General features: G+C 45.2%; 20 protein-coding genes. 2 read left to right on the plus strand and 18 right to left on the minus strand.

Annotation, left to right across the window (positions count from 1 at the left end; translation table 11 throughout):
• Nucleotides 1-2: 2 nt before the first annotated feature.
• The 11 genes from ACXACM_RS13350 to ACXACM_RS13400 form a co-directional block, all read right to left on the minus strand.
• A complete protein-coding gene (locus tag ACXACM_RS13350) occupies nt 3-2,063 on the minus strand; it encodes a DUF1302 domain-containing protein (RefSeq protein WP_474822310.1) in 2,061 nt (686 codons plus the stop codon).
• 200 nt (nt 2,064-2,263) lie between these two features.
• Complete coding sequence (locus ACXACM_RS13355; RefSeq protein ID WP_474822312.1) at nt 2,264-2,506, minus strand: DUF2835 family protein; 243 nt, start codon at nt 2,504-2,506, stop codon at nt 2,264-2,266.
• Nucleotides 2,487-5,084, minus strand: a complete 2,598-nt coding sequence (gene pepN / locus ACXACM_RS13360) for an aminopeptidase N (protein WP_474822313.1) — start codon at nt 5,082-5,084, stop codon at nt 2,487-2,489. The genes ACXACM_RS13355 and pepN overlap by 20 nt, the downstream gene beginning before the upstream one ends.
• A 20-nt stretch (nt 5,085-5,104) precedes the next feature.
• Complete coding sequence (gene nhaC / locus ACXACM_RS13365) at nt 5,105-6,577, minus strand: Na+/H+ antiporter NhaC (RefSeq protein ID WP_474822315.1); 1,473 nt, start codon at nt 6,575-6,577, stop codon at nt 5,105-5,107.
• Nucleotides 6,578-6,591: 14 nt separating this feature from the next.
• A complete protein-coding gene (locus ACXACM_RS13370; RefSeq protein ID WP_474822316.1) occupies nt 6,592-7,926 on the minus strand; it encodes a sodium-dependent transporter in 1,335 nt (444 codons plus the stop codon).
• Nucleotides 7,927-8,015: 89 nt separating this feature from the next.
• Complete coding sequence (gene prc, locus ACXACM_RS13375; RefSeq protein ID WP_474822317.1) at nt 8,016-10,055, minus strand: carboxy terminal-processing peptidase; 2,040 nt, start codon at nt 10,053-10,055, stop codon at nt 8,016-8,018.
• Between the two features lies 1 nt (nt 10,056).
• Nucleotides 10,057-10,716, minus strand: a complete 660-nt coding sequence (gene proQ / locus ACXACM_RS13380) for an RNA chaperone ProQ (RefSeq protein ID WP_474822319.1) — start codon at nt 10,714-10,716, stop codon at nt 10,057-10,059.
• Nucleotides 10,717-10,734: 18 nt separating this feature from the next.
• Complete coding sequence (locus ACXACM_RS13385; protein ID WP_474822320.1) at nt 10,735-11,025, minus strand: hypothetical protein; 291 nt, start codon at nt 11,023-11,025, stop codon at nt 10,735-10,737.
• Complete coding sequence (locus ACXACM_RS13390; RefSeq protein ID WP_474824350.1) at nt 11,025-11,429, minus strand: GAF domain-containing protein; 405 nt, start codon at nt 11,427-11,429, stop codon at nt 11,025-11,027. Before ACXACM_RS13390 ends, ACXACM_RS13385 begins: the two co-directional genes overlap by 1 nt.
• Nucleotides 11,430-11,491: 62 nt before the next feature.
• The gene (locus ACXACM_RS13395; protein WP_474822321.1) at nt 11,492-12,175 is read right to left on the minus strand and encodes an SIMPL domain-containing protein; all 684 of its coding nucleotides are present in this window, start codon (nt 12,173-12,175) and stop codon (nt 11,492-11,494) included.
• A 152-nt stretch (nt 12,176-12,327) separates the two neighbouring features.
• The gene (locus tag ACXACM_RS13400; RefSeq protein WP_474822323.1) at nt 12,328-13,557 is read right to left on the minus strand and encodes a nucleoside recognition domain-containing protein; all 1,230 of its coding nucleotides are present in this window, start codon (nt 13,555-13,557) and stop codon (nt 12,328-12,330) included.
• 199 nt (nt 13,558-13,756) lie between these two features.
• On the opposite strand from ACXACM_RS13400, the gene ACXACM_RS13405 reads away from it, so the two are divergent.
• Together ACXACM_RS13405 and ACXACM_RS13410 are read left to right on the plus strand one after the other, a co-directional pair.
• On the plus strand, nt 13,757-14,395 hold the full coding sequence (locus tag ACXACM_RS13405) for a hypothetical protein (RefSeq protein ID WP_474822324.1): 639 nt from the start codon (nt 13,757-13,759) through the stop codon (nt 14,393-14,395).
• Nucleotides 14,392-15,117, plus strand: a complete 726-nt coding sequence (locus ACXACM_RS13410) for a DUF3307 domain-containing protein (RefSeq protein ID WP_474822325.1) — start codon at nt 14,392-14,394, stop codon at nt 15,115-15,117. The genes ACXACM_RS13405 and ACXACM_RS13410 overlap by 4 nt, the downstream gene beginning before the upstream one ends.
• A 44-nt stretch (nt 15,118-15,161) precedes the next feature.
• Here ACXACM_RS13410 and ACXACM_RS13415 read toward each other — a convergent pair whose 3' ends face one another.
• The 7 genes from ACXACM_RS13415 to ACXACM_RS13445 all read right to left on the minus strand — a co-directional run bounded on the left by ACXACM_RS13415 (nt 15,162) and on the right by ACXACM_RS13445 (nt 24,135).
• Nucleotides 15,162-16,241, minus strand: a complete 1,080-nt coding sequence (locus tag ACXACM_RS13415) for a pyridoxal-phosphate-dependent aminotransferase family protein (RefSeq protein WP_474824352.1) — start codon at nt 16,239-16,241, stop codon at nt 15,162-15,164.
• Between the two features lie 443 nt (nt 16,242-16,684).
• Nucleotides 16,685-17,539 carry an acyl-CoA thioesterase II gene (gene tesB, locus ACXACM_RS13420; protein WP_474822326.1) on the minus strand — a complete coding sequence of 285 codons (855 nt, stop codon included), beginning with the start codon at nt 17,537-17,539 and terminating at the stop codon, nt 16,685-16,687.
• Nucleotides 17,536-19,386 carry a protein kinase domain-containing protein gene (locus ACXACM_RS13425; RefSeq protein WP_474822328.1) on the minus strand — a complete coding sequence of 617 codons (1,851 nt, stop codon included), beginning with the start codon at nt 19,384-19,386 and terminating at the stop codon, nt 17,536-17,538. Before ACXACM_RS13425 ends, tesB begins: the two co-directional genes overlap by 4 nt.
• Complete coding sequence (locus ACXACM_RS13430) at nt 19,386-20,240, minus strand: 23S rRNA (adenine(2030)-N(6))-methyltransferase RlmJ (protein ID WP_474822329.1); 855 nt, start codon at nt 20,238-20,240, stop codon at nt 19,386-19,388. Before ACXACM_RS13430 ends, ACXACM_RS13425 begins: the two co-directional genes overlap by 1 nt.
• 88 nt (nt 20,241-20,328) lie before the next feature.
• Entirely contained in the window at nt 20,329-21,960 is a 1,632-nt protein-coding gene (locus tag ACXACM_RS13435; protein WP_474822330.1) for a dihydrolipoyllysine-residue acetyltransferase, read from the minus strand.
• A gap of 10 nt (nt 21,961-21,970) precedes the next feature.
• Nucleotides 21,971-22,948 carry an alpha-ketoacid dehydrogenase subunit beta gene (locus ACXACM_RS13440; protein WP_474822332.1) on the minus strand — a complete coding sequence of 326 codons (978 nt, stop codon included), beginning with the start codon at nt 22,946-22,948 and terminating at the stop codon, nt 21,971-21,973.
• Nucleotides 22,948-24,135 (minus strand): thiamine pyrophosphate-dependent dehydrogenase E1 component subunit alpha, encoded by a 1,188-nt coding sequence (locus tag ACXACM_RS13445; RefSeq protein WP_474822333.1) that lies wholly within the window; start codon nt 24,133-24,135, stop codon nt 22,948-22,950. Before ACXACM_RS13445 ends, ACXACM_RS13440 begins: the two co-directional genes overlap by 1 nt.
• Nucleotides 24,136-24,376: the final 241 nt, after the last annotated feature.

Below are 24,376 nucleotides of genomic sequence, written 5' to 3' on the forward strand. Positions count from 1 at the left end.
CCTTAAATCGAATACTTGAGGTTGAATGACACGAAATCGCGATCGGCTAACTGATTAGTTGTACCTACACCACCCCAGAATGAACTGTATGAAGCAGTAGCGGACCAACTGCTAAGATAGTTAAATGTAAACGAAATACTGGCGGATTTTGTGTCTTCTAAAAATACGTACAATGGATCTGGTGTGGTACCTTTTACATCGTGTGAAAAGGTGGCACGGGTTTGTAAATTTACACCTGAAAATACGTTGTTGAAATCGGCTAATGCCAATAAGCGATAGCCCCATGCATCTTCGGTGGTAAATGGATTTGTCTCAGGCCCATTTGACAAGCCAGTGTGTAAGCCTGTTCTTGGATTACCATCTGCTGTGGGTTCAAGAGATGGTGTGCGTCCAGTGCCTGGCGCGTTCAAACGCAGCTCGCTTGGATCAGGGAAATCAACGATGTTAACGTAGCCTACTTCGCCTAAGAAAACGAGATTGTCAGTACCCAACATTGGGCCAAATACCTGCGAAAGCGTAAACTGGGCTTGCCAGGTATCTGAAAAGACAAACCCATCTGCAGTTTCACCCGGTCCTACATCACGACCAATATTATTCAACTGGGAAATACCGGCTAAATCCGGACGAGCACCGATGTTTGCCAGCTGTTCAGGCATCCCCATATACAACAGCTCTACATCGTCAATTTGCAAAGGTTCATCTACGCGATAAGCAAATTCACCAGCCAACGCCCAGCTTTTAATATTGGTATTAAAGCTGAAGCCGTACAACTTGATATCTTCAGGGTAGAAGAAACGGGCTTCTGTAAATGCATCTAACTGCGCAATGTTATCCCGGGTAATTTCATTCTGTGCCATGAATGCAAGATCTTGGGCAATGCCAGCCTGAGTAAAATCAGACGTCACACCTGAAATCAATGGTCGCTGACTGTGATAGTTAATGTGATAGAAACTCAGCTCACTGTCGTTGAGTAATTCGGAGAACCAGGTCAGTCGAATACCATACTGACCCTGATCGTCTGCGTCTTCGTGAGCCGCGTCTGAATAATCACGCACTGCTACCTTTGTAGGGTAAGCCAAATAGGCAGAGCTAATTGTTGTAGAATCAGCACCTGAACGCAGTGCATCGCCCAACCCATTTAATGAAGACAATAGGAAATCTAAATCGATATCCGGGTTACCGGTAAAGCCAAGTTGAATATTGTTCGCCTGGCCACCCTCACCTGCAAAATCATTGGTTGCAAAATAGCTACCAGCTACAGGTAACCAACTCCGTTCCCAGCGGTATTGGTAATATGCCGATACACTTACTGTATCGGTGAGACCAAGTGACGCGTACACCATTCCCACAGGAATAAATACTTCTTTTAGTTCAGCGCCAGGAGCTCGGGCACGGTTCACATCCACAGGGTTTGTCGTATTGATACCGTGTTGGATAAATGTGCTTTCACCCCAACTGATAACCTGATCACCTACGCGAACAGAGAATGGCTTGTCGTCTATCCAGAAATCGCCATAGAAATAGGCGTCAAGGATACGGAAATCTTTACATAATAACTCTTCTGCCCCAGGCGATTCGCACAGGTTGACTGTACTGCCTGTAATTGGGTTATCGGCAGCAGGCGTCCCTTCACTTTGTTCAAAATCATAAAACCAGAATGCGCGAGTGAAGAAACCCCATTCCCCGAAATTAATATCGAGGTCGTGATTTCCTGATATTTGCGTGGAAAATGCTTTGCCAGGGTCGTGTGCCAGATTGCCCAAATCATTGTTTGCAGAATAATCACCATCGGCCAGCGCCCAAACATCAGCGGGTTGATAAATAACATTGGTAGCTGCGTTATATCCCGTCCAATCAAATTGTGGATGGTTGCTGTTACCAATCAATTTGTAGTCTCGGTCTTCTGCGCGAATACTGGTGGCCAGTGTAAACGTAGAATCGAGAGAAACATTAACATCGCCAAACTGCCAGTTCGCGGCTAAAGCCGGAGACGCTGCACTAAGTAAGGCCAAAATACCAGCGGCTACCGGTGTTCTTTTAAATGTGCTTTGCCTTTTTGTCATCGTTATTATACTCCTGAGTCACGCAACAGTGCGACATTGCATTGCGCAGACAAGTGACCAACCAACGTAGTTAACAAAATGATTACATCATTTTCGATGTTTCGCAAGAACTAATCGTACCAGTTAACAACAGTAATAACATATTTTCTTTCAAACAGTTATTAATCAATAGTTGAGTATGATGGAATTATCCAGGTAAATTAACGCAGTCTTTCGAAGGATTTGATTCTATTTTGAGCAGTAACTATCAGCCGAAACCTGCCGGATATGCCTCTGCTATCGATAAAAGCTTTTAAACGGGATGCAGGTACCTGTACTTTTTGTCCTGACTCAGCAATAAGTACAGCGGAATGCCCGACTCTGCGATACAAAGTCTGGCATTCGAGGTACGAAATAGAGAGTGAGAAAAAGTAAATTTTGTCGCTATTGGTTATGTTGCTCATAAGCCAGGCTCTTACTGACTTTCTCAAAGACATCGTTACTCAACCCTTCCTGACCGAGCAAACGATTAAGCTGTGCTTTCATACGAGTTTGATATTCCGGCCCGTAATTTTGCCACTGGGTAAGAGGGGTGACAATGCGCGCAGCAACTTGAGGATTTTGTTTGTCTAATGCAATGAGATAATCAGTTACATACTTGTACCCTTCTCCATCTTTGCGGTGGAACTCAGTAGGATTGTAAAAGGCAAAACTGCCTATTAGCGCTCTTACCCGGTTGGGATTACCCATTGCAAACTGAGGATGGGATTGAAGTAAAGTTAAGTGTGACAGAATGTCTTGTCGTTGTGTGGTCGCGTGCAGGGCAAACCACTTGTCGAGCACCAGCGGATCATGCTTCCAGCTTTGCTCAAATGACGCCATAAGTGATTCGAACAAGGCACCACCACGAGTTTGCGCCGCTTTTAACGCGCCCAGCGTGTCCGTCATATTATCGGCGGAGTCGAATTGCTCTTTTATCAGGTTATCACTGTCGTCACTGTAGGCAAGTAAACGTAAAACTGCATTTCTACAACGTCTGATTTGCACGTCATTTTGTGCATAGTGATAGGTTTTCGATGGATGACGAGCGAGTACCTGTTTCAACACATTGCCAAGCTTATCAGCGAATAGCTTACAAAAATTCGTTCGAGCTTCATTTAACGCAAATACATCTACCTGATGTCTGGTTTGGCAGAGGGTTTCAAAACTCGGAATAACCAGGCATTCGCCGAGTAATTCGGTGTTATCCAACTCCTTAACCAGAGCACTTTCGAGTTGTTGCCAGAGCGAATCTGGGACCGGCTCTTGTTTTTCCATGGATTGAATACAATGGTCATACAGACATTGTACCGCGTCCCATCGATTGAACGCATCACGGGCATAATTAAACACTTGTAACAACTCAGAGGCCGACAAACTGTTGTCGACCTTTACTGGCGCAGAAAAGTTACCTAAAACAACGGGTAAACAAGATTCTGGTACATCTGTAAATGTTAATGAAACTGATGGCTTATCAAGAATAACAAGACCGTCTGCAATGAGGCCTTGATCGTCATCGTAGTGGCCACCGGAATTATCAATACACTCAAAAGCCACTGGGATATACAAAGGTTGTTTATCAGATTGATCAGCAGTGACGGGCGTGTGCTGTGACAAAGTAACATGCAATGTACGGTGTTGTTTGTCGTAAACGCGCTCAACGCCAATCACTGGTGTACCTGACTGACTGTACCAACGTGCAAAATGAGATAAATCACGTTCTGTGGCACTTTGCATTGCAGCAATAAAATCGTCGCACGTAACAGCCTGGCCATCATGTCGGCGGAAGTATTCGTCCATGCCTTTGCGAAAGCCATCAGCGCCAAGCAAAGTATGAAACATGCGAATTATTTCTGCGCCTTTGTCATAGACAGTGACAGTATAGAAATTATTCATTTCTATTACTTCATCAGGCCTGATTGGATGACTCATGGCACTGGCGTCTTCTGCAAACTGGTGTTCGCGCATAACCCTTACGTGCTTAATACGATTGCTCAATGGTGATGTCATATCTGCACTGAACTGCTGATCACGAAATACCGTGAGTCCTTCCTTCAAGCTAAGCTGAAACCAATCTCTGCACGTTACCCGATTGCCTGTCCAGTTGTGAAAATACTCGTGGGCTATCACAGACTCTACATTGAAGAAATCTTCATCTGTTGCGCTGTTTTGGTCGGCAAGAACAAATTTACTGTTAAAAATGTTCAGACCTTTGTTCTCCATAGCGCCCATGTTGAAAAAATCCACCGCGACAATCATATAAATATCGAGGTCGTATTCTAACCCAAAGGTTTCTTCATCCCACTGCATGGCACGCTTTAAACTTTCCAACGCAAACTGACCTTTATCCCTTTTACCTTTATCGACATACAATTCAAGGGCAACGTCTTTTCCACTTGTGGTGGTATAGCGGTCGGTAAGAAGGTCAAAATCACCAGCTACAAGCGCAAATAAATAGCAAGGTTTTGGATGGGGATCTTCCCATCGTACCCAGTGGGTACCATCTTTGTTTTCACCTGAATCCACTTTATTGCCGTTTGCAAGTAAAGTGGGCAGAGACTTTTTATCACCTGTTATGGTGACTAAATACGTCGCTAGTACATCCGGGCGGTCCAGGAAATAGGTAATGCGACGAAAACCCTCAGCTTCACATTGGGTACAGTACACGCCGTTTGATAAATACAAACCCTCCAGAGCCTGATTGCCCTGTGGATCAATTTCGGTTTCTATTGTTAATTGAAAGCGGTCTGGAACCTCACTGAGGATAAGCGTATTGTTTTCGACCTGATAATTATCAAAAGGCTTACCGTCAATAACAACCCGCCTCAGAATTAGTTTATCTCCATCAAGATGTAATGCTTCATTGTGACTGCCCTGGCGCTCTACTTCAGTAATAACGGTAACGATGCTGCTGGATGGATGCAGCACCAGATTCATTTCAACTGACGAGATGGTGAAGGCCGGTGGTAGATAGTCCAAACGGCGTTTAGCAACAATGCTCATGATATCCCCCAAAAATGATACTAGGTGCGCTCTTCCTGCTCGTCCTGACTGAAAGGTGGCGTTAACCGCAAGATTTTGATCCCCAGATAAGCGTAAATGACGGCGAGGATCGGGTTGATAAGGTTGAAAAAAGTATAGAAGATATACTCAAAAGGATGCACCATTAACACGCCCTGCATGTATGCGCCACACGTGTTCCAAGGAATAAGCGGCGACGAGAGTGTTCCGCCGTCTTCCAAACTTCTGGATAGGTTTAATTGGTCTAACCCACGTTTTTCAAACTCTTCCTTGTACATCCTTCCAGGCATCACTATAGCCATGTATTGATCTGCAGTGACAAGATTGGTACCGATACAGGTTAAAATAGTACGACTTACCATGTCTCCGGCGGACTTTGCTCCGTATAGAATGGCACTAACAGCACGTTTGAGTAAGCCAACACGTTCTAACACAGCGCCAAAGGACATAGCACAAATGATTAACCAAATGGTGTTCAGCATGGAAGACATGCCACCGCGGCTAAGTAATGCATTGAGATTTTCATCCGGTGTAGAAAAACTCACACCATCAAATAACGCGGTCCAGACTACTTTCAATGTACCAATTGCTGAGCTGTCGTCGGGATTTGCCATAGATGTCACGACATCGCCCTGGAAAAGCACAGCCCAGAGCCCCCCAAGTAATGCTCCTATTGAAACGGCGGGAAACGCTGGCATTTTTTTCACTGCCAGGGTTAATAACACAACCAGTGGAACCAGTAGATGCCAACCCAGCGTAAATGATGAGCCTAATAAATTTTGCATGTCTTCAATGCGTTGTAGCGATGCAACGTTGGACTCACTGAAACCCAAAATGATGAACAAAATAATTGCAATGACAAAACTGGGAATGGTTGTCCACAGCATATAGCGGATGTGCTCAAAAAGGTCTGTTCCGGCTACAGCGGGAGCAAGATTTGTGGTTTCTGACAACGGAGAAATTTTATCACCGAAGTAAGCCCCTGACACTACAGCACCTGCCGTAATAGCAGCGGACATATCCATGCCAGATGCAACACCCATAAGGGCAACACCTACAGTTGCAGCAGTAGTCCAGGAACTACCGATACTCATGGCCACGACAGCGCAAATCAAACAGGTTGCCGCATAGAAAAAAGAAGGATTTAACAGCTCAAGCCCATAGTAGATGAGAGTGGGAACAGTACCGGACAGCATCCAGGTTCCAATTAACGAGCCCACAGCGAGTAATATTAAACACGCCCCTAAAGACATGGAAATGCCTTTAACAATACCCGCTTCAATTTCCTTCCAGCGATGGCCATTTTTCATGCCGATGATTGCGGCGAGACCAGTACCGATGAGTAACGCGATTTGATTAGGACCAAAAGACGAGTTATCGGAAAATAGATATACCGCGCCACTCATCATGACAATAAGTGCGATGATCGGAATAAGCGCATCTGCTAGTGAGGGTTCTCTAATAGTTTTTTTCATTATTGTTATTTCTCTTAGAATACTGAACGAATAAACATGATAAGAATGATGACTGGACAAACAAACCTGACATACCACGGCCATATTTTCCAGAAAAGGCCATGTTCAGCGCCTTCATAACCAGATTTAAGCTCTTTTAATATGTTATCACGACGCCATACCCATCCGGCAAAAATACAAAGAGCAAGACCCAACAAAGGCTGACTGTATTGAGTAGTAGCCGCAATCACCAGGCCGAACAGCATTTCAAAATTGAAAATAATCACTGCACTACAGCAAAAAATCACCGTTGCCATAATCCAGACAGCATGGGTGCGTTTTTGCTTTTTATTCTCGACCAGAAATGCGACGGGTACTTCCAGCATAGAAATTGACGAGGTTACTGCGGCTATCACCATGAGCGCGAAGAATGCAACAGCAATGTATACGCCGATTCCTTCAATTGAATCGAAGAGCGCTGGTAGCACATTAAAGATTAACTGATCGCCTTCGATAAGCGCCCCGGTTTCCGTGAAGATTTCTACGCCGTTATTCAATGCGACGTACATGGCGGGAATGATCAGCATACCAGCAATGATAGCAACGCCAATATCAACCAGTGCGACAGAAGCACCAATAGACGGTAAATTCTCATGCTTAGAAAGATAAGAACCGTAAACCAGCATAGTACCGACACCAAGAGACATAGAGAAAAAGGCTTGTCCCATAGCACTAATAAGTAAATCTGGGTCCAGGATCCGGTAAAAATCCGGAACCAGGAATGCCGCCCACCCTTCAATTGCACCAGGTTGAAAACCGACGTATACGATCAGAGCCAAAATAATTATTACCAGTGTCGGCATTAATCTGACCGACCATTTCTCAATTCCGGACTTAACTCCACCTAGCACGATGCTCGCCGTAAGCGCCATAAATATAGCGGTAAACAATAAATTTCTGCTGCCGGAAAAGCCTAACAACCAGGCTGACGCCTCGTCTAAACCGGCAACTGTAGTGACAGATTCTGAAAAATAGGCCAGCATCCAACCACCGACAATGCCGTAAAAAGCGAGGATCATGGAAACCGTTACACAGCCCCACAACCCCGTAGCAACACCGAGCTTGCTCCCTGAAATTTGACTGAGTGCATCTACCATATTAGCCCGATTGGCTCGGCCGATAATTAGTTCCGCCATGAGTACCGGGTAAGCCAGCACGAAAGCGAGTAGTAGATAAACAAGTACAAATGCTGCGCCGCCGTTGGTCGCGACTTGTGTTGGAAACCCCCAGATATTACCCAGGCCTACAGCAGAACCCGCTGCGGCGAGAATAAAACCAATCCGGGATGAAAATTCACCTCGCATTGCCATAGATGTCGTCCTTTATTATTGTTTTATTTTATTTTTTAGTAGACACAAAAAAGGGGCTGGCGTTGGTACCAGCCCCTGTATGTGTAACGCTAATGATGGTTAATTGCGTATTTCCCAGTATCCAGCATGTCGTATGTAATATTTGCAGCTTCGTCCAGGAATGGATCTAACTCTTCTAATTCTTCAGGTAAATCGTCAAGTGACTCTACCGGCTCTTTGCCCAGTCGTGCCAAGCGCTCATTCGCACGCGCTAAGTCATTATCTAATGCCTCTTTCTTCTTGGCTTCACGTTCTGATTTAACCAGAGAGATGAAATCTCTGTCTTTGTTTTTCTGATATTCGATAATATCTTCACCGAGATAAATAAATTCAGGATCTTTCAATACCCTGGCGTTGTGCTTCGCGGCCAATACATCCAGGGCACTCTGGCTGTCACCAAAAGTAGTGTAATTTGCCCGGTCAATACTGTCCCAGGGTAAAGCATTTTCTTCCTGGCTCTCTCCCCAGTCAGCGGGGTCGATGGGAGAAGGATATTTAATGTCTGGTACTACGCCCTTGTGCTGGGTACTACCCCCGTCGATTCGATAAAATTTTGCAATTGTAAATTGAACACTGCCCAGCGGATTGTCGTACAGATCGTAAATCCGCCCTAACCCTCTGTGTTGTTGCACTGTTCCCTTGCCAAAAGTCTGCTCGCCAACGATTAGCGCGCGACTGTAATCTTGCATGGCAGCAGCAAAAATCTCAGATGCTGATGCACTGTAACGGTCAACGAGCACGGTAAGTGGGCCATTGTAGGTTACCTGACCATCCGTATCGCGATTGACACTGACTTTACCTTCACCGTAACGAATTTGAACAACAGGCCCTTTTTCAATGAATAGGCCCGTCAACATGGTCGCTTCTGTTAGCGAACCACCACCGTTACCACGAAGATCAACAATAATACCTTTCACGTCCTGGGCATTGAGCGCATCAAGCTCTTTTTTCACATCAGCATGCAGGTTATTGTAAAAACTGGGGATAGTAATGACCCCTAATTTTTCTCCTGCGTGAGGACCTGTTTTTGGCTCATAAACTTCAGATTTTGCGGCCCGGTCTTCAAGTTTGATTTTATCACGGGTCAAACTTACCACTGACATGGCTTTACTATCGGATGTCCCTTTTTGCACCTGTAAGCGAACAGTACTGCCTTTCGGACCTTTGATGAGATCTACGACCTCATCTAGCCGCCAACCCACAACGTCGACAAATTCTTCGTCGTCCTGAGCAACACCAATAATTTTATCTTCTGGCTTGAGTGCCTTTGATTTGTCGGCAGGACCGCCTGGTACCACACTTTTTATAACAGTAAAGTCATCTTCACTTTGCAATACCGCGCCAATTCCTTCAAATGAGAGATTCATTTCCATCTGAAAGCGATCTGCATTGCGTGGAGAAAGATAACTGGTGTGCGCTTCAACACTTCGGGCAAAGGAGTTCATAACGGTTTGAAATACATCTTCGCTTTCGGCTTGTTTCAAACGTTTTATTGCCCGGGTGTAGCGCTTGGTCAGCAACTCTTTAGCTTCTTCCCAGGTTTTATCTGCCAAAATGAGGTTTAGCGCATCGTATTTAACGCGCTGACGCCAAAGTTCATTTAATTCTGCTTCAGTTTCAGGCCAGGCAGCGTCTTCCCGATCGTAGTAGAATTTATCCTCTGCCTTCTCAAAATCGAAGGGCTTGTCTAAAAGCGTTAAGGCGTATTCATAGCGTTCAACACGGCGCTGAGCACTTTTGTTATACATGTCATACGCGACTTTTAAATTTCCGCGACTCAACGCATCGTCGAATGCATCTTTAAACTGATTAAAATCTGCTACGTCAGATTTCAGCAAGACTTGTTTATTGTTGTCCAGCGACCGCAAAAAACGGTCATAAATTTTCTCAGACAACTCGTCATCCAACGCAATTTCCTTGTAGTGCGCCCGGGTAAACAAAGCACTGACACGCTTAGCCGCGACACTGTGTTGAGTTTCCTGTTGCAGTAAGGGCAATAGCTCTTCCGAGTCAGTTGCTGTCGTTGCTCCGGCGCCAATACTGACGGATAAAAAAGCACTGGCAATGGAAATGCGAAGGAGTTCTTTCATATTACGACCTCTTGGGATGTGCCAAACGTAAGGCATCAGCGTTGACTTTAACAACCATGCCGGAGTCAAGCTGAACATGAATACCATCTTTGGCAACTTCAGTAATTACGGCATGCATAGGTGCTTTGCCCAACTTTACTGTTACCGAGGTACCTGACTTCATATCAGCGTCTGTGAGTTTAGCCGGCGGTGTCTTACTTGGTCTGTCAGATTTGGATTTAGTTCCCTTTTTAGCACGACCTTCCGCACCATCGGCGCTGTTTTGTCGTGGTTTTCTGGGAGGCTGACGCTTTTCACCTGAAGCCTTTTGCTTAGCTTTGCGCTTTTCAGCGGCTTTAGCTTTGCTTTCGTCTAACTGTTGTTTTGCATGGTCAGCGTGCTCTTTTTCAATTTGAGCATCCTGATTGCCATCGAGGTCGACACGATATGCGCCTTCCTTAATGCTGTGCAAATATCGCCAGCTGTTGGTGTAGTGTCTGAGTGTGGAACGCAATAAGGTTTTACTTACGCGCGGTTCTTGCTCCAAACGAGCTGCCAAATCCTGAAAAATACCTATTTTTAAAGGACGGGCGTCGCCTTCTGTGGAGAAACAGTTCGGAAACGATTCAGCTAAAAACGCGATGACTTCTTTACTGTTTGAAAACTTCTCTGGTTGTTCCATTAATTTTTTACGTGCAGGTTAATAATCTTCTTCATTGCTCTCATCATCCCAAGTTGCCAGCGTGTGGTCAACCCAATCAAGCAATTCATCGTCATCAATGTCTAATAAATTGTCAGTTTGATGCCATGTTTCCCAAGTGTAGTGCAATAAACGCTCAAGCCATATGGTTTCAACGTCTTCATCTGCCCTGTCATAGATACAGTGAAGAATAAAATTTATACGCTCAGCAGCCTCTTCTGGCTCTTCAAACTTATCTTCCATGTCTTGGGGGGTTGCCAGCACCACATGAATATCTACATATTCCTTCATCAGAGGGTATCCATCAGGGCCTGAGCAAGTGCTTCCACGCCAATCTTATCGTCAGCGTCGAAGCGAGCAATATCCGGGCTGTCTATATCCAGCACGCCTATCAGGGTTCCCTCGTGGACCAAGGGAACCACTATTTCTGAATTTGATGCAGCATCACAGGCGATATGCCCGGAAAAGGCGTGTACATCTTCTACGACCAGCGTCTCTTGTTTTTCAGCTGCAGTGCCGCACACCCCCTTCCCCATTGGAATTCGAATGCATGCAGGTTTGCCCTGAAAGGGGCCGAGGACTAATTGATTTTCTTTATATAAGTAAAATCCAGCCCAATTCACCCTTTCCATACTGTTAAACATAACCGCACTCAAGTTAGCCATATTCGCGATTAGGTCGGTTTCACCGCTCATGAGCCCTTTGGCCTGAGCTAAAATCTCAGCATAAAATGTACTTTTCAAAAAAACCTCTGTTGCTAATTATTGATGGCAAAGGTTACGTTAACCCGAGCACTCACTTGCTGTTCTCCAGGCATGGCGGTAGAGAAACTGTCTGCTTTCGCCATTTCCATACGCATCACAGGCATTGGATAGCCCTGGCTGTTTTCAGATACTGATAATACATTACCCAAAGAAACGCCCAGTTCTTCTGCCAGCAGTGTTGCTCGTAATCTGGCGTCTTTAACCGCGTTTATCAAGGCTTTTTGATAAGCGTTTTGTTGGCCACTGGCAATAAAGCTGAAGTTTTGTACCCGATCGACTCCTCGAGACAAGGCACCGTCAATGATGTCATCATAGTTGTCGATATTAGTATCGGTAATTCGTACTTCACGACTCAGAATAAATCCATTTTGTTTTCTTCCTTGCGGAGTTGATTCGTAATAAGGGTTCAAATTTATTTGCATGGACTGAACGTTCTTTTCTTCAATGCCATTTTTTAATAAAAACTTTAGAATAGCTGACATATCTCTTTGCAGCTGGCCGTTTAGTTTAGCAACTAACTCCCCCCGTTCTTCAAGTACGAACGTCATTGTATAGGCATCAGGCACGACGGCAATGTGTCCCTCACCTGAAACCTGAATTGCTGGCTCCGCTGCTTCAACATGGCTTATTGCCAGAACGCTAAAGAGAAGTATGGCGGTGGAAAAACGTTTTATCATGATATCTCCTTGTGGTGGGTACCGGTCTCTTACAATTTATTGAGATACCCATATGTGTTATCAGCGTTTGATTGTGCATGAACTGTCTGAATCAAAGATGAATATTGACTTAACGAACATGCGTTCAGCACTTCAACTACTCAGATAAAGTTTCACCCAAAGAACCAATAACTCACCAGAATAGCTGCCACAATACCAGCGAGATCAGCCGCCAGGCAACAAGCTACGGCGTATCGCGAATGTTTTATCCCAACAGCTCCCAGATAGACAGCCAAGACATAAAACGTTGTCTCAGTTGATCCTTGCAGCACAGATGCCAGTCTACCAGCAAACGAATCGGCGCCATGATGCTGCATGGTTTCTATCATTAGTGCGCGAGCACCGCTTCCGCTTAAAGGCTTCATTATTGCTGTTGGCAACCCTTCTACAAAGCGAGGGTCGCCACCTAATGCTGTAACTAGATAGGCGATGCCGTTGACGACCATATCGAGAATGCCGCTCGCTCTGAGCATACCGATGGCAATAAGCATAGCAAGCAGGAAAGGAATTAGTGAGATCGCTACGTCAAAGCCTTTTTTAGCACCATCAATGAATAGTTCGTACGTATTTAAGTGTTTACGCCATCCGGTTACCAGTACCACCACGATAAACAAGAACAACAAAAAGTTTGCCACTATGGCTGACTGTGCCGCCAGTTCGTTGGCTGCCAGAGATGAAAAATAAACTATTACAGCCCCTAGCAAGCTAAATATACCGACCAGGTAAAACACCACTACGCGATTTAACAGGTTTACTTTTTGTACCAAGCAAGTGATAAGCAATCCCGCCAGCGTAGATGCACTTGTTGCGAGGAGAATAGGAATAAAAACATCTGTAGGCTGGGCAGCGCCCTGTTCCGCACGATATAAAAATACAGCGATGGGAAATAGAGTAACTGACGACGTGTTCATAACCAGAAACAAAATCTGGCTGTTGGTTAGCGTATCTTTCTTTGGTGCCAGACTTTGCATATCTTGCATCGCTTTTATACCGAAGGGCGTAGCGGCATTATCAAGGCCCAGCACGTTTGCTGACATGTTCATTGTTATGCTGCCCAGTGCAGGATGATTGCGTGGGATATCAGGCATTATCCGACATAAAAACGGTGCGAGTACTTTAGAAAATTTTTCGATTAACCCAGATTTTTCAGCGACTTCAAAGATGCCTAGCCAGAACGCCAGCACACCAATTAACCCTATAGCAATATCCACACTTAGTTGAGCCATACTAGTGACAGATTGCATTACTGATTGGAAACCGCCAGGATTATCGCCAAAAAAACCTTGCCATACAGTTGCAAAAAATGCGAATACAATAAAAGAGAGCCAAATTCGATGAAGCATAATACTTTATTTCTAATTAGTGATGGATGCAGTGTACATTAATTCCTGTTTTTTGTTGCTGGTTTCCATCAAATTGCTAAGAAATCTTTTTGCAAGGTTCAGTGCCTGCAAAATAAAAAGCAAGCCCCAAGGCTTGCATTTACATAAGCAAGCTTTTAAGCTTGCCTAAAGTGCATTATATATGTGTAAAGGAGAAATAATGCTTGCAGTTCTCACAGGCGATCTAGTGCACTCTACTAAACTGGATGCAAAGACATACAGCCTGGTTGTAACGGTACTGGAAGAGTATTTTGAAGCCCTGCATCAGCAGCACGGTGTAGACTATGAAATATTTCGGGGAGATGGATTTCAGCTCGTATTCACCAAAGCTGAACTTGCCGTTACCGTGTTGCTTCAGACAAAGCTTTTCCTGAACAGCCAGATAAACGGGCACGCAATAGATTGTACGCAGTGCTTAGCTTATGGTTCGGGGAACTATAATGTGGGCAAACCCGGCCGCTCCAGCGGTGGTGTGTTTGTAACTTCAGGCCGAGGCCTTGAAAAAACCAGACCTGGCGAGGTGCGCATTATGAGTCATTTACCACTGTTACAGCCAGCGACTGACTTAATATGTCAACAAATGAGCTATGTACTGAATAAATTAAGTGTGAAGCAAGCAGGATTGCTATACCACTATATAAAAGAGGGATTTCCAGCACACAAAGCACTGGCTATTTGGGCCGGTACTTCACGACAAAACATCAGTGAACGATTAAAGGCAGCTGGTGGCGACTTACTGCAACCCTTTATAAATTATACAAATGCACAATTGAACCAGAAGGATGAAACACAACAATGACGTTATTCTTGCTGTTATTGGCTGCGCATTTTGTCGGCGATTTTTACCTTCAACCGGCTAAATGGGTAACGTGCCGACACGCAAACGGTATCCAGTCACCCGCCCTGTTCCTACATGCGGGAGTTCATAGTATCCTGGCTATTATTGCACTGTGGTTAGCGGGCGCAGGATTATTTCATGGCTTGGCTGCAGCAGGGGTGATAACAGCAACCCATTTACTTATCGACTGGGCCAAAGCGGGTAAGCACAGCCCTCTGGCATTTGTTGTCGATCAATGCGCCCATATCGTCGTGATCGTGTTCGTATCCTTGTCTTTTCAGACTGAATCAATATGGCAACTTCTACAGTCCTATAAAAACAGCATCACCCATGAGCACTTACTTTACTTAGTTGGTTATCTCATTATTTTTCGACCTGCCAGCATACTCATAGCGCAACTGCTCTCTCAGCACACCGCACAATTAAAAGCGGCAGATAACGAAAGCCTTGGAAAAGCCGGACGTTACATCGGCTATGTTGAGCGGTTACTCGCACTGTCTTTTATTTTAGTAGACGAATACACAGGTTTAGGTTTTCTTGTAGCCACGAAAACAGTATTCAGGGTAGGCGATTTATCGCGGCAAAAGGACATGAGGTTGACGGAATATATGATGTTAGGCACGCTAATGAGTTTTGCCAGTGCACTAGTGGTAGGCTGGCTTATCATATCCATAAATAAATAAAGGCCAGCTATTGCTGGCCCACCGGTTATTCAGATGAATGGTAGTTACCCGAGTACCTTTGCCAAACTGGCAAGACAATGATCAATATTCCGGTCTTTACAGGCGTAACCCATCAAACCAATACGCCACACTTTTCCAGCAAGCGCACCTAGGCCAGCACCGATTTCAAGGTTGAAATCACGCAATAACTGGGAGCGAACATGGGCGTCATCCACACCTTCAGGGATGAGCACCGAATTTAATTGAGGCAGGCGATAAGCTGCATCTACAGCCATTTCGAGACCTAATGAACCTAGCCCATCGCGCAACTTTTCATGACCAGCTTGGTGACGTTGCCAGGCATTTTCCAGTCCCTCTTCTTTGAGCATAACCAGCGATTCATGCAAGGCATAAATACTGTTTACAGGAGCGGTGTGGTGATACGCTCGTTTACCGCCTTTGCCCCAGTACCCCACTATCAGGTTCATATCAAGAAACCAGCTCTGAACAGGGTGCGTTCGGTTCTGAATGACAGATACTGCCCGCTCACTAAATGAGACGGGAGACAACCCGGGAACACAGCTCAAGCATTTTTGCGAGCCAGAATAAATTGCATCAACTCCCCAACCATCAACATCAACCTCTATGCCACCAAGTGATGTGACAGCATCCACGATGGTAAGACAGTCAAATTGTTTAGCAAGAGCGCATAATGAAGCCGCATCATTGCGAACGCCGGTAGATGTTTCGGCATGAACAAATGCAAGAATTTTCGCATCAGGATTCGCTTTCAAGACATCTTCAACCGCGTTGAGGTCAGTTTGCGTTCCCCATGCATTCTCCACCACCAAGGCCTGACCGCCACAACGGTTCACATTTTCAACCATTCGCTGACCAAATACGCCATTGATGCACACCACGACCTTGTCACCCGGCTCAATGAGATTTACAAAGCAGGCCTCCATTCCCGCAGAACCCGGGGCAGACACCGGCATTGTTAGAGGATTGTCGGTTTTAAATGCGTATTGAAGAAGAGATTTGGTTTCATCCATAAGGTCTATGAATAATGGATCAAGATGCCCTAAGGTGGAGCGTCCCAAAGCATTAAGCACCCGTGGTGAAACATCTGAAGGTCCAGGGCCCATTAGGGTGCGCTCAGGGGGAATGAAAGAAGTGGGTAATGTCATATTGGGTTCCTGTCTACCAATTTACGGTAAATGCATTGTGACATTCTGGATCAATGGGCACAATCCGCCATGATAAGTATAAATAACATGAATGAACAAATGCCTAAGCATAAATCATTAAGTTTATAAGCGACGGATAACAACCCACTTTTTGAATAGAATTAACCCTATGAATTTTACTATGGGGTGGTAAAATAACGCTCTATTTGGAAGAAATACAAATTTTCTTGCAAAATTTGTTTATAAAGTGAGCGGTTTTGATCTATAGTTACAATCCCGGTGAAAAAATTCACAGGTAACCTCTCCCTTGTAAAAGTTAGCGCACGGCTCAGCAATGAGCCATTCCCCTAAGCCCGGAACGAAAGTTCTGGGCATTTTTTATTGGCTACTCGGTTTTTAATTTAAACTTTTCGCATTAGACCTTCTTGCATGGTTGATGCTACCAATTGACCCTGCTGGTTGAAAAGCTGCCCTTTTACAATGCCCCTGGCATTACCACTAAACGGGCTTTCCGTGACATACAATAGCCATTCATTAAAATTCACTGGTCGGTGAAACCACATCGCATGGTCGATGGTGGCAATTCTCAAATCTTTATCTGCCACCGACACACCGTGTGGTTGCAAGGATGTGCTAAGGAAGTGGTAATCAGATGCATAAGCAAGCGCTGCCTGGTTCAACCTTTCGCTACCGGTCATTACCTCTCGGGCTTGTAACCAAATATAACGCTGTGGATCCCGCTTTTTCGCCGAAAAGGCATTCACTGCATCGATAGTTCTTATATCTATAGGTCTGTGGTAACTGAGTGCTTCCCGCATAGGCCGAGCTAGTTTTTCATAATTTGCTTCGTAGAACTCAATATCAGACGTAACTTTCTCCGGCGGTAATACATCAGGCATGGTTGCAAATTGATGTTCCATACCCCGCTCTTCCCGTTGAAAGGATGCGGTCATATAGAAAATGGTACGGCCATCCTGTACGGCTTTAATGCGACGAGTACAAAAACTCTTGCCGTCCCGCACCACCTCAACATCGTAAACAACCGGTTTTTTCGCATTTCCAGGCAATAAAAAATACGAATGGAACGAATGGGCGAAAAGCTCAGGTTCGACCGTTTTATATGCGGCTGACAATGCCTGCCCCAAGACCTGGCCACCAAATAGTGCGCGAAAGCCCAGATCCCAGCTCTGGGCGCGATAAATCCCGTGTTCGATGGTTTCAAGTTCCATCAGTGAGGCAAGTTTAACTTCACTCATAATTCGTTTGTCGACTCCAATAATGCTAGTTTAGGGTTGCGAGGATAATATTTTTCCGGAAGATGTGCACGGTGTTCAAAATAACGAGTATCTTTATAGGGCAATTTCATAAACCCGGAAATACCCAGCCCCTCGATGGTTGGCACGGCTGCAACAAGTTCTGCCAGCAGTGCTTCGAATTCACCCTCTTTTTCGTGATCTAACAACTTATAGTAGCTATGAATTTTCAGATGATGAGGCAAGGCTTCGAAAATAACACAACCTGTGTGATGGATTGTGTTTAGTTGCTCCAGAATAGCCATTATATTGCCTGGTAGCTTTAATAGCTCATCGGGATCATCACCATCCTCAAAATAAGAGTGTAAGCGGCTACTTTCAGACGATAAAGGCAGCTTGGACAATTCAAAAGGGATAGTACAACTCGCCGAAGGAACAAAAGGTGCGTCAGGATCATGCCTTTCCAGATGCAAAGTATCTTTAGCATTGAACAAGCAGCACTTAAATACACCTTTGCGATGAATGGCTCTTGCAAGGTTGATGACATTATTCACCGCCTGTTCGAAAGCGATTTTTTTTGATTTGTCGTGCAAGTTTAGACTGGAGTCAACATAGATTCCATCTGGCATCCAGCGAATAGCGATACCGCCGACAACCGGGTACTTGCCCAATCGTGAAACTGCTGCGATAAACCCCTTTTCTGTCTCCCCCATTCCCTGAAGAAAATTCTTATAGTAGCGATCGAACTGGGCGTCGTTGACATACTTAAGTGCAGCTAGCGCTTGTGTAGATATTTCCCTTAAAAAGGACTTTCTGGAACTGTAAACCACCGTTTCAATATCTTTTGCTTCACTGGCTACCCATGTAGGGATCATCGCGGTATAACGAGGGGGTTGGTCTGGCGTGAAAACCATTTGTTTAAGTACGTGAAGGTGATTGAAAAAATAATCCCCTCCCATGCGCTGTCGTGATGGATCATCATCCAGCATATAGGAAAGTATACTGGCAAGCATCTTCGGTAAACCGAGGGAGAACGGCGTAATGACTTTCCTGCCAAATCGGCTGGACTGGCCTGAAGCGAGTGCATAAAGGGTGCTTGCCAGACCCTGCTCGTCAAAGCGCGGGGATGACAATGCACCGTTAAGTTGCTCGTCCCCAATGAAATACACATCGCCAAGCCGTGCATTAGTCTGTTGCATATCACCGGACATCAAGTCCATCACGTTATTTTCAACACTCTGACCTTGGCAATCTAGCTGCGCAAAAACCGAAGACCCCCAATCAATGAGTGCAACTTGCTCCAAGGCGGGATCCCAGACGAGATTCGAAGGTTTTATGTCACCGTGAACAACAGGCTTACTTTGCCCCCCCTCCTGTCGGCGTAAACTCAGTAAAATCTCACCAACCTGTACAGCTATTTTAACAATTACCCTGGGTGATAAGGGGCCGCTATCAAGACTGACTTGCTCGAGATCCTTACCTCTGGCCCGTTTCATAACTAAAATAGCTTGCTTTCCCACCCGTTGGAATTCTTGCAGTCCAGGAACAAAAGGATGACGAACCTGAGAAAGCATATAGGCTTCATCTTCAAGCCGGTCCTGAACGTGTTGAGGTAAATTCGCGCGGGAAAATTTGAAAACCAGGGGTTCATTTTGCGGTGAAACACCACCAAAAACAAAGCCAAAAGCACCTTTTCCTATAAGCGTAATGGCACTAAAACCAAGTGATTCAAGTTGTCTTTGACATAATTCTACCCAGTCTCGCAGCTTTTGAGCATCGCTATGTGAAAGCAAATATACCGACTGGTCATCAGGTATATAAAAATGCTGTAACCCGCTGGGATTGCTCATCACCCTTGCTCTTGCTTAACCCAATTGACTGTGCTGTTTACATCCTTGCCCAGATAGTTACACACTTCATCAAGAGTGCTACGCAAGTGCTCATCAAGTTGCCATGGAGGATTTATAACCATAACGCCTGAGCCATACATGCCATTATCAAGGGCCTTATCCGATACACGTAACTCTGCGGTAAACGACGCTTTGCCTATTTCTGACAAGCCATCAATCATCACTTCACTCGCCCCGGCTTTACTCCCTGCTCGCTCTGAAAGTAACGGGTACCACAACACAATTTGCGCCCCGCTCCATCGCTGCAGCACTTTTCGAATGGTTTCGGGAATTGCCGTGTACTCTTCGAGTCTTTCATAAGGAGGGTCTATTAAAATTGCGCCTCGATTTGGGCTAGGTGGCGTAAGAGCAACAATCCCTTCCAAACCATCCCTGTAATGAACGTGTGCGTTTCCTTTTCCCACCCCACGTATAACGTGAGTGAGCGTTTCACATTCACCAGGGTGAAGCTCCATAAAATGCGCCGTGTCCTGAGCGCGCAGCGCGTTAGCGGCCAGAAGCGGAGACCCTGCGTATTGCAAGTTTTCCCAGTGTGGGGTCATCGCGCTAAGGTAAGCACTGAGAAGAGGTGACTGCGCTGTGATACCAGCCAGGAGAACAAAACCCGTTTCAAACTCCCGGTTCTTCTGCATTTCTTCTCCCGTAAGCGGATAACAGCCTGAACCGCCATGGGTATCGTAAAGAGTAAAGGGTTTTTCCTTTTTCTTCAGATAATTAATAACACCAAGCCAACATAAATGTTTAATAACATCGGCATGATTTCCTGCGTGAAACCCGTGTTGATAACTGAGCACACAAACCTCGTGAAAAGAAAGATTTATGATGTCATTGTAACGTGATAGCAAGATAACGAACAGAGGCGGAGAAACCTCTACCCCGTGGTTATTTCAGAAATAGCAGCATTTTTTCTGGATCTTGCAGGTAGTCACACCACAAATTATTAAACTTCACCATGGTGGCCCCGTCGATAAAACGATGATCAGCAGACCAGTTTACTTGCATGATGTGTTGGCCGATGACATTTCCGTTATCATCAAAACGGGGAAGCTTTTGGGTTTTACCCAAAGCGACAATTGCTGCCTCAGGTTTGTTTATAACCGGTGTAGCTGTTATACCGCCCAATACACCAATATTCGAAATGGAAATGGTTCCCCTCTTTAACCTGTCTCCTGTTAACTGCCCTGCTCGGGCCAAATCAATTATTGTCTGCAGTTCGTTGGCGATTTCAAAAATTGATAACGCTTGTACACGTTTTATGTTGGGTACGAGCAAACCTAATTTACTGTCAACAGCAACACCAATGTTGTGATCTTCATAGTAATGTAGTTCACTGCCATCCTCGCTAAGCTGGGCATTGAGAATGGGAAATTCACTTAAGGCAAGAGAGAGGGATTTAATAAAAAACGGCATAAAGCTAAGTTTTACATTGCGCTGTTCACATTGTGGCTTTAACTTTTCCCGTAGTTTAATCAGCGCATCCATCTGCAACTCATCGCTCACGGTAAAATGAGGAATAGTACTCACGGAAGCTACCATTTGGCGAGCCATAGCAGCTTGAATACCTTTCACTTTTTCAGTCCGAATTGCGCCCTCAACCCGCTGTTGATCGTTAGGTCGATTGTGTTGTCTGCTATTATTAGCACTCTCATTAGCGTCACATTCAACCTTTGATTGCAGCACTGCATTAATGTCCTCTTTTAGAACCCGGCCTTTTTTTCCGGTTCCCGATATATCAGATAACGAGAGTCCTCTCTCCCTGGCCATCCTGCGAACGGCAGGACTTGCCATGACTTTATCGGGATTTATATACACAGGATCAAAATGCCCTTCGTGATTTTCTCTTGCAAAATCAACGGAATTTGAATCTTCTAACGTTCGGTCTAAACCTTGAACGTCATTTTTTGTTTGATTTACTTCAGCAACACAGTTGTTGCTCACATCATCACGAATTGAAAATAAAGGCTGATGAACTTTAGCAATTTCACCTTGCTGGTAATATCGCTTTACCACAGTACCTGCGTGTTTTGCGGGTATTTCAACCACCGCTTTATCTGTCATGACTTCCACAACGACTGCATCTTCTTCTATCTGATCACCCTCGTTTACGTGCCATTTGACAATTTCACACTCAACAATGCCTTCACCAATGTCGGGTAGCAGAAAATCTTCGCCTTTGGACATCTCATCACGGGGGGCATTTTCATTTGGTGTGTCGATATGGTCGACTTGATTATCTCCACCATCTGCCAGTTGTTCCTCTGAATGCGCGTTCAAAGAAGGTAACTCAACCGCAAAAAGTGGTGCATGGACCTTCGCGATATCGCCAGGTCGGTAATACAGCTTTTTAACTACACCACTGTGCATTGCCGGTATTTGTACCGTCGCTTTATCAGTCATCACTTCTGCAACGGGCTGATCTTCTTCTATATGCTCGCCTTCATCAACGAGCCATTCTAAGAGCTCGCACTCAACAATGCCTTCGCCAATATCGGGTAAAATAAAATCTGTGCTCATAACCTTTCCCTTAATAATGCATTGTGCGAACTATCGCTTCATAGGTTTTGGTTTCATCTGGCATGTATTCTTTTTCATGAGACAGTGGAAACGGCGTATCAAGACCACAGACTCTGGCGATAGGAGCTTCGAGGTACAAAAAGCACTTGTCCTGAATAGTCGTGGCGATTTCGGACGCAAACCCACCAGTAAGGGGCGCTTCGTGATTTATCAGCAATCTGTTTGTTTTCACAACAGAATTAACGACAGTTTGTGCATCCCAGGGGGCAATGCTTCGCAAATCAATAATTTCACAGGTTATTCCATCTTCCAGGGCGCGCTCAGAGGCCCGTTGGAGAATTTCTACTTGCGCGCCCCAGCCAACCAAGGTTATGTCGTTGCCTTCCTGCACGATGTCAGCCTTGCCGAGAGGTAGTTCATAGTCGTCTTCTGGCACATCGCACACTGAGGCGCGGTACAAGCGTTTAGGTTCCATAAACAACACTGGGTTATCATCCCTTATAGACGCTAGCAACAAACCTTTAGCCTGATAAGGGTTACGCGGTACTACTATGCGAAGGCCTGGGCAGTGTGCGAAGAAGGCCTCGGGTGATTGACTGTGGTAATGACCACCAGCAATTCCACCGCCGTAAGGAGTGCGAATTGTTAAAGTGCCACAACTAAACTGCCCCCCGGAGCGATAGCGAAATTTAGCTGTTTCGTTGACGATTTGGTCAAATGCAGGAAAAATGTAATCGGCAAATTGGATTTCTGCCACAGGCACCGCCCCTTGAGCAGCAAGGCCATTGGCAAAACCTATTATCCCTTGTTCTGTCAGAGGCGTATTGAAACACCGGCCTTTACCAAACTTTTCTTGTAAATGACTAGTTGCCCGAAATACACCGCCAAAGTGACCAACATCTTCACCCATCACCATTACTCTTTCGTTGTCTGTCATAGCGGTGACTAAAGCATTATTCACGGCTTGAAGTAGGTTCATTTTTGCCATTACTTTATGCTCCCTGATGTTTTGGGGTATGTCTTTGGGTACTTCTTAATATGTTGTTTAAGACTGTCAAGTTGCTCTTTGAGGTGCCAGGGTACGTGGTCAAATACGTCGGTAACTAAGTCATCTACAGGGTTTATGTCTACTTTTTCTGCCGCCTTCAATGACGCAAGCACACTCTCGCGCATGTTCTGCTGCATCTTCGCAAGACTTTGTTTGTCTAACCACCCCTTGCTATCCAGCCAACGGGTGAAACGTACAATGGGATCCCGTTGTTGCCATGTTTCTTCTTCTTTTTTGGAACGGTATCCACTGGGATCATCTGACGTTGAGTGAGCAGCAAGCCTGTAGGTCATAGCTTCGATTAATACTGGCTGGGCACTTTCAAGGGCAAGTTCTCTGGCTTTCTCTGTTGCTGCGTATACAGCAAGTGGATCGTTTCCATCTACGCGAATGGTCTTAACACCATAGCCGATCCCTCGTGAGGCGATCCCATCTCCAGCAAACTGCTCTTCTGCAGGGGTAGATATAGCGTAGCCATTGTTGCGGCAAAAGAATATGACCGGGCAAGAAAGGACTGCAGCCATATTTAGCCCTGCATGAAAATCGCCTTCAGACGCTGCGCCTTCACCAAAATAGCACATGGTAACGGCAGGTTCGTTGGCCATTTTTTGTCCGTAAGCAAACCCGGCTGCCTGGGGAATTTGTGTGCCCAAAGGCGATGAAATTGTCATAAAACGCAGCGTTTTATCACCATAGTGAATGGGCATCTGCCGCCCCTTGTTTGGATCAAGCTTGTTACTGAACATTTGATTCATAAATTGCTCAGTGCTATATCCTCGCCACGCTAATGCACCTTGTTCCCTGTATTGGGACATGATCATATCTTGTTCAGATAACGCAGCGGCACTGGCTACAGTAGCAGCCTCCTCTCCTGTAGAGGCCAGATAGAAACTAATGCGCCCTTGGCGCTGTGCTGCCACCATGCGCTCATCAAGAACTCGGGTAAAATGCATTACCTCAAGGATGCGAACTGCCTTCTCTTTATCAAGATCAGGCACGGTACTGTCTCCGTGGACTACGCCTTCCGGTGAAAGGATTTGCAACATGGGTATGTCGATAAGCCCATTCTCAATGATATTAGTTGTATGAGTCACGCTCACTTGTGCCAGGTGATTTCTGTCTTTCACGTTTTAACCCTCAGTGGTCGTAACCACAGACGCGATAAATGTTAAATCCATGCTATAGCTTTCCACTCGAAAAGACCTTGCTTAATACGACACCGGGATGCGATTGAAGAGGACAGTTATTACAATATTTTACGTTTAGCGAAACTTTTATCACTGGTATTTAACATTATATTAAAGTTAATTAATCCTAAAATTTACTTTGTGTAAATTTGAAAGTTTCTTTGGGGTCTTGAGGTCTGAT

It is taken from the genome of Alteromonas sp. AWQ4_252 (assembly GCF_056158205.1).

Bases quoted from the DNA above. Each gene is read 5' to 3' on its own strand.
- pepN (WP_474822313.1), bottom strand. From the start codon at position 5,084: ATGAGCATTGTTGCTAAACGCCGTTTGGACTATCTACCACCGGCCTTC.
- ACXACM_RS13350 (WP_474822310.1), bottom strand. From the start codon at position 2,063: ATGACAAAAAGGCAAAGCACATTTAAAAGAACACCGGTAGCCGCTGGT.
- ACXACM_RS13405 (WP_474822324.1), top strand. From the start codon at position 13,757: ATGCTTGCAGTTCTCACAGGCGATCTAGTGCACTCTACTAAACTGGAT.
- ACXACM_RS13410 (WP_474822325.1), top strand. From the start codon at position 14,392: ATGACGTTATTCTTGCTGTTATTGGCTGCGCATTTTGTCGGCGATTTT.
- ACXACM_RS13415 (WP_474824352.1), bottom strand. From the start codon at position 16,241: ATGGGCCCTGGACCTTCAGATGTTTCACCACGGGTGCTTAATGCTTTG.
- ACXACM_RS13385 (WP_474822320.1), bottom strand. From the start codon at position 11,025: ATGAAGGAATATGTAGATATTCATGTGGTGCTGGCAACCCCCCAAGAC.
- ACXACM_RS13440 (WP_474822332.1), bottom strand. From the start codon at position 22,948: ATGGCAAAAATGAACCTACTTCAAGCCGTGAATAATGCTTTAGTCACC.
- nhaC (WP_474822315.1), bottom strand. From the start codon at position 6,577: ATGAAAAAAACTATTAGAGAACCCTCACTAGCAGATGCGCTTATTCCG.
- tesB (WP_474822326.1), bottom strand. From the start codon at position 17,539: ATGAGTGAAGTTAAACTTGCCTCACTGATGGAACTTGAAACCATCGAA.
- ACXACM_RS13395 (WP_474822321.1), bottom strand. From the start codon at position 12,175: ATGATAAAACGTTTTTCCACCGCCATACTTCTCTTTAGCGTTCTGGCA.
- prc (WP_474822317.1), bottom strand. From the start codon at position 10,055: ATGAAAGAACTCCTTCGCATTTCCATTGCCAGTGCTTTTTTATCCGTC.
- ACXACM_RS13370 (WP_474822316.1), bottom strand. From the start codon at position 7,926: ATGGCAATGCGAGGTGAATTTTCATCCCGGATTGGTTTTATTCTCGCC.
- ACXACM_RS13425 (WP_474822328.1), bottom strand. From the start codon at position 19,386: ATGAGCAATCCCAGCGGGTTACAGCATTTTTATATACCTGATGACCAG.
- ACXACM_RS13355 (WP_474822312.1), bottom strand. From the start codon at position 2,506: ATGAGCAACATAACCAATAGCGACAAAATTTACTTTTTCTCACTCTCT.
- ACXACM_RS13400 (WP_474822323.1), bottom strand. From the start codon at position 13,557: ATGCTTCATCGAATTTGGCTCTCTTTTATTGTATTCGCATTTTTTGCA.
- ACXACM_RS13390 (WP_474824350.1), bottom strand. From the start codon at position 11,429: ATGAGCGGTGAAACCGACCTAATCGCGAATATGGCTAACTTGAGTGCG.
- proQ (WP_474822319.1), bottom strand. From the start codon at position 10,716: ATGGAACAACCAGAGAAGTTTTCAAACAGTAAAGAAGTCATCGCGTTT.
- ACXACM_RS13435 (WP_474822330.1), bottom strand. From the start codon at position 21,960: ATGAGCACAGATTTTATTTTACCCGATATTGGCGAAGGCATTGTTGAG.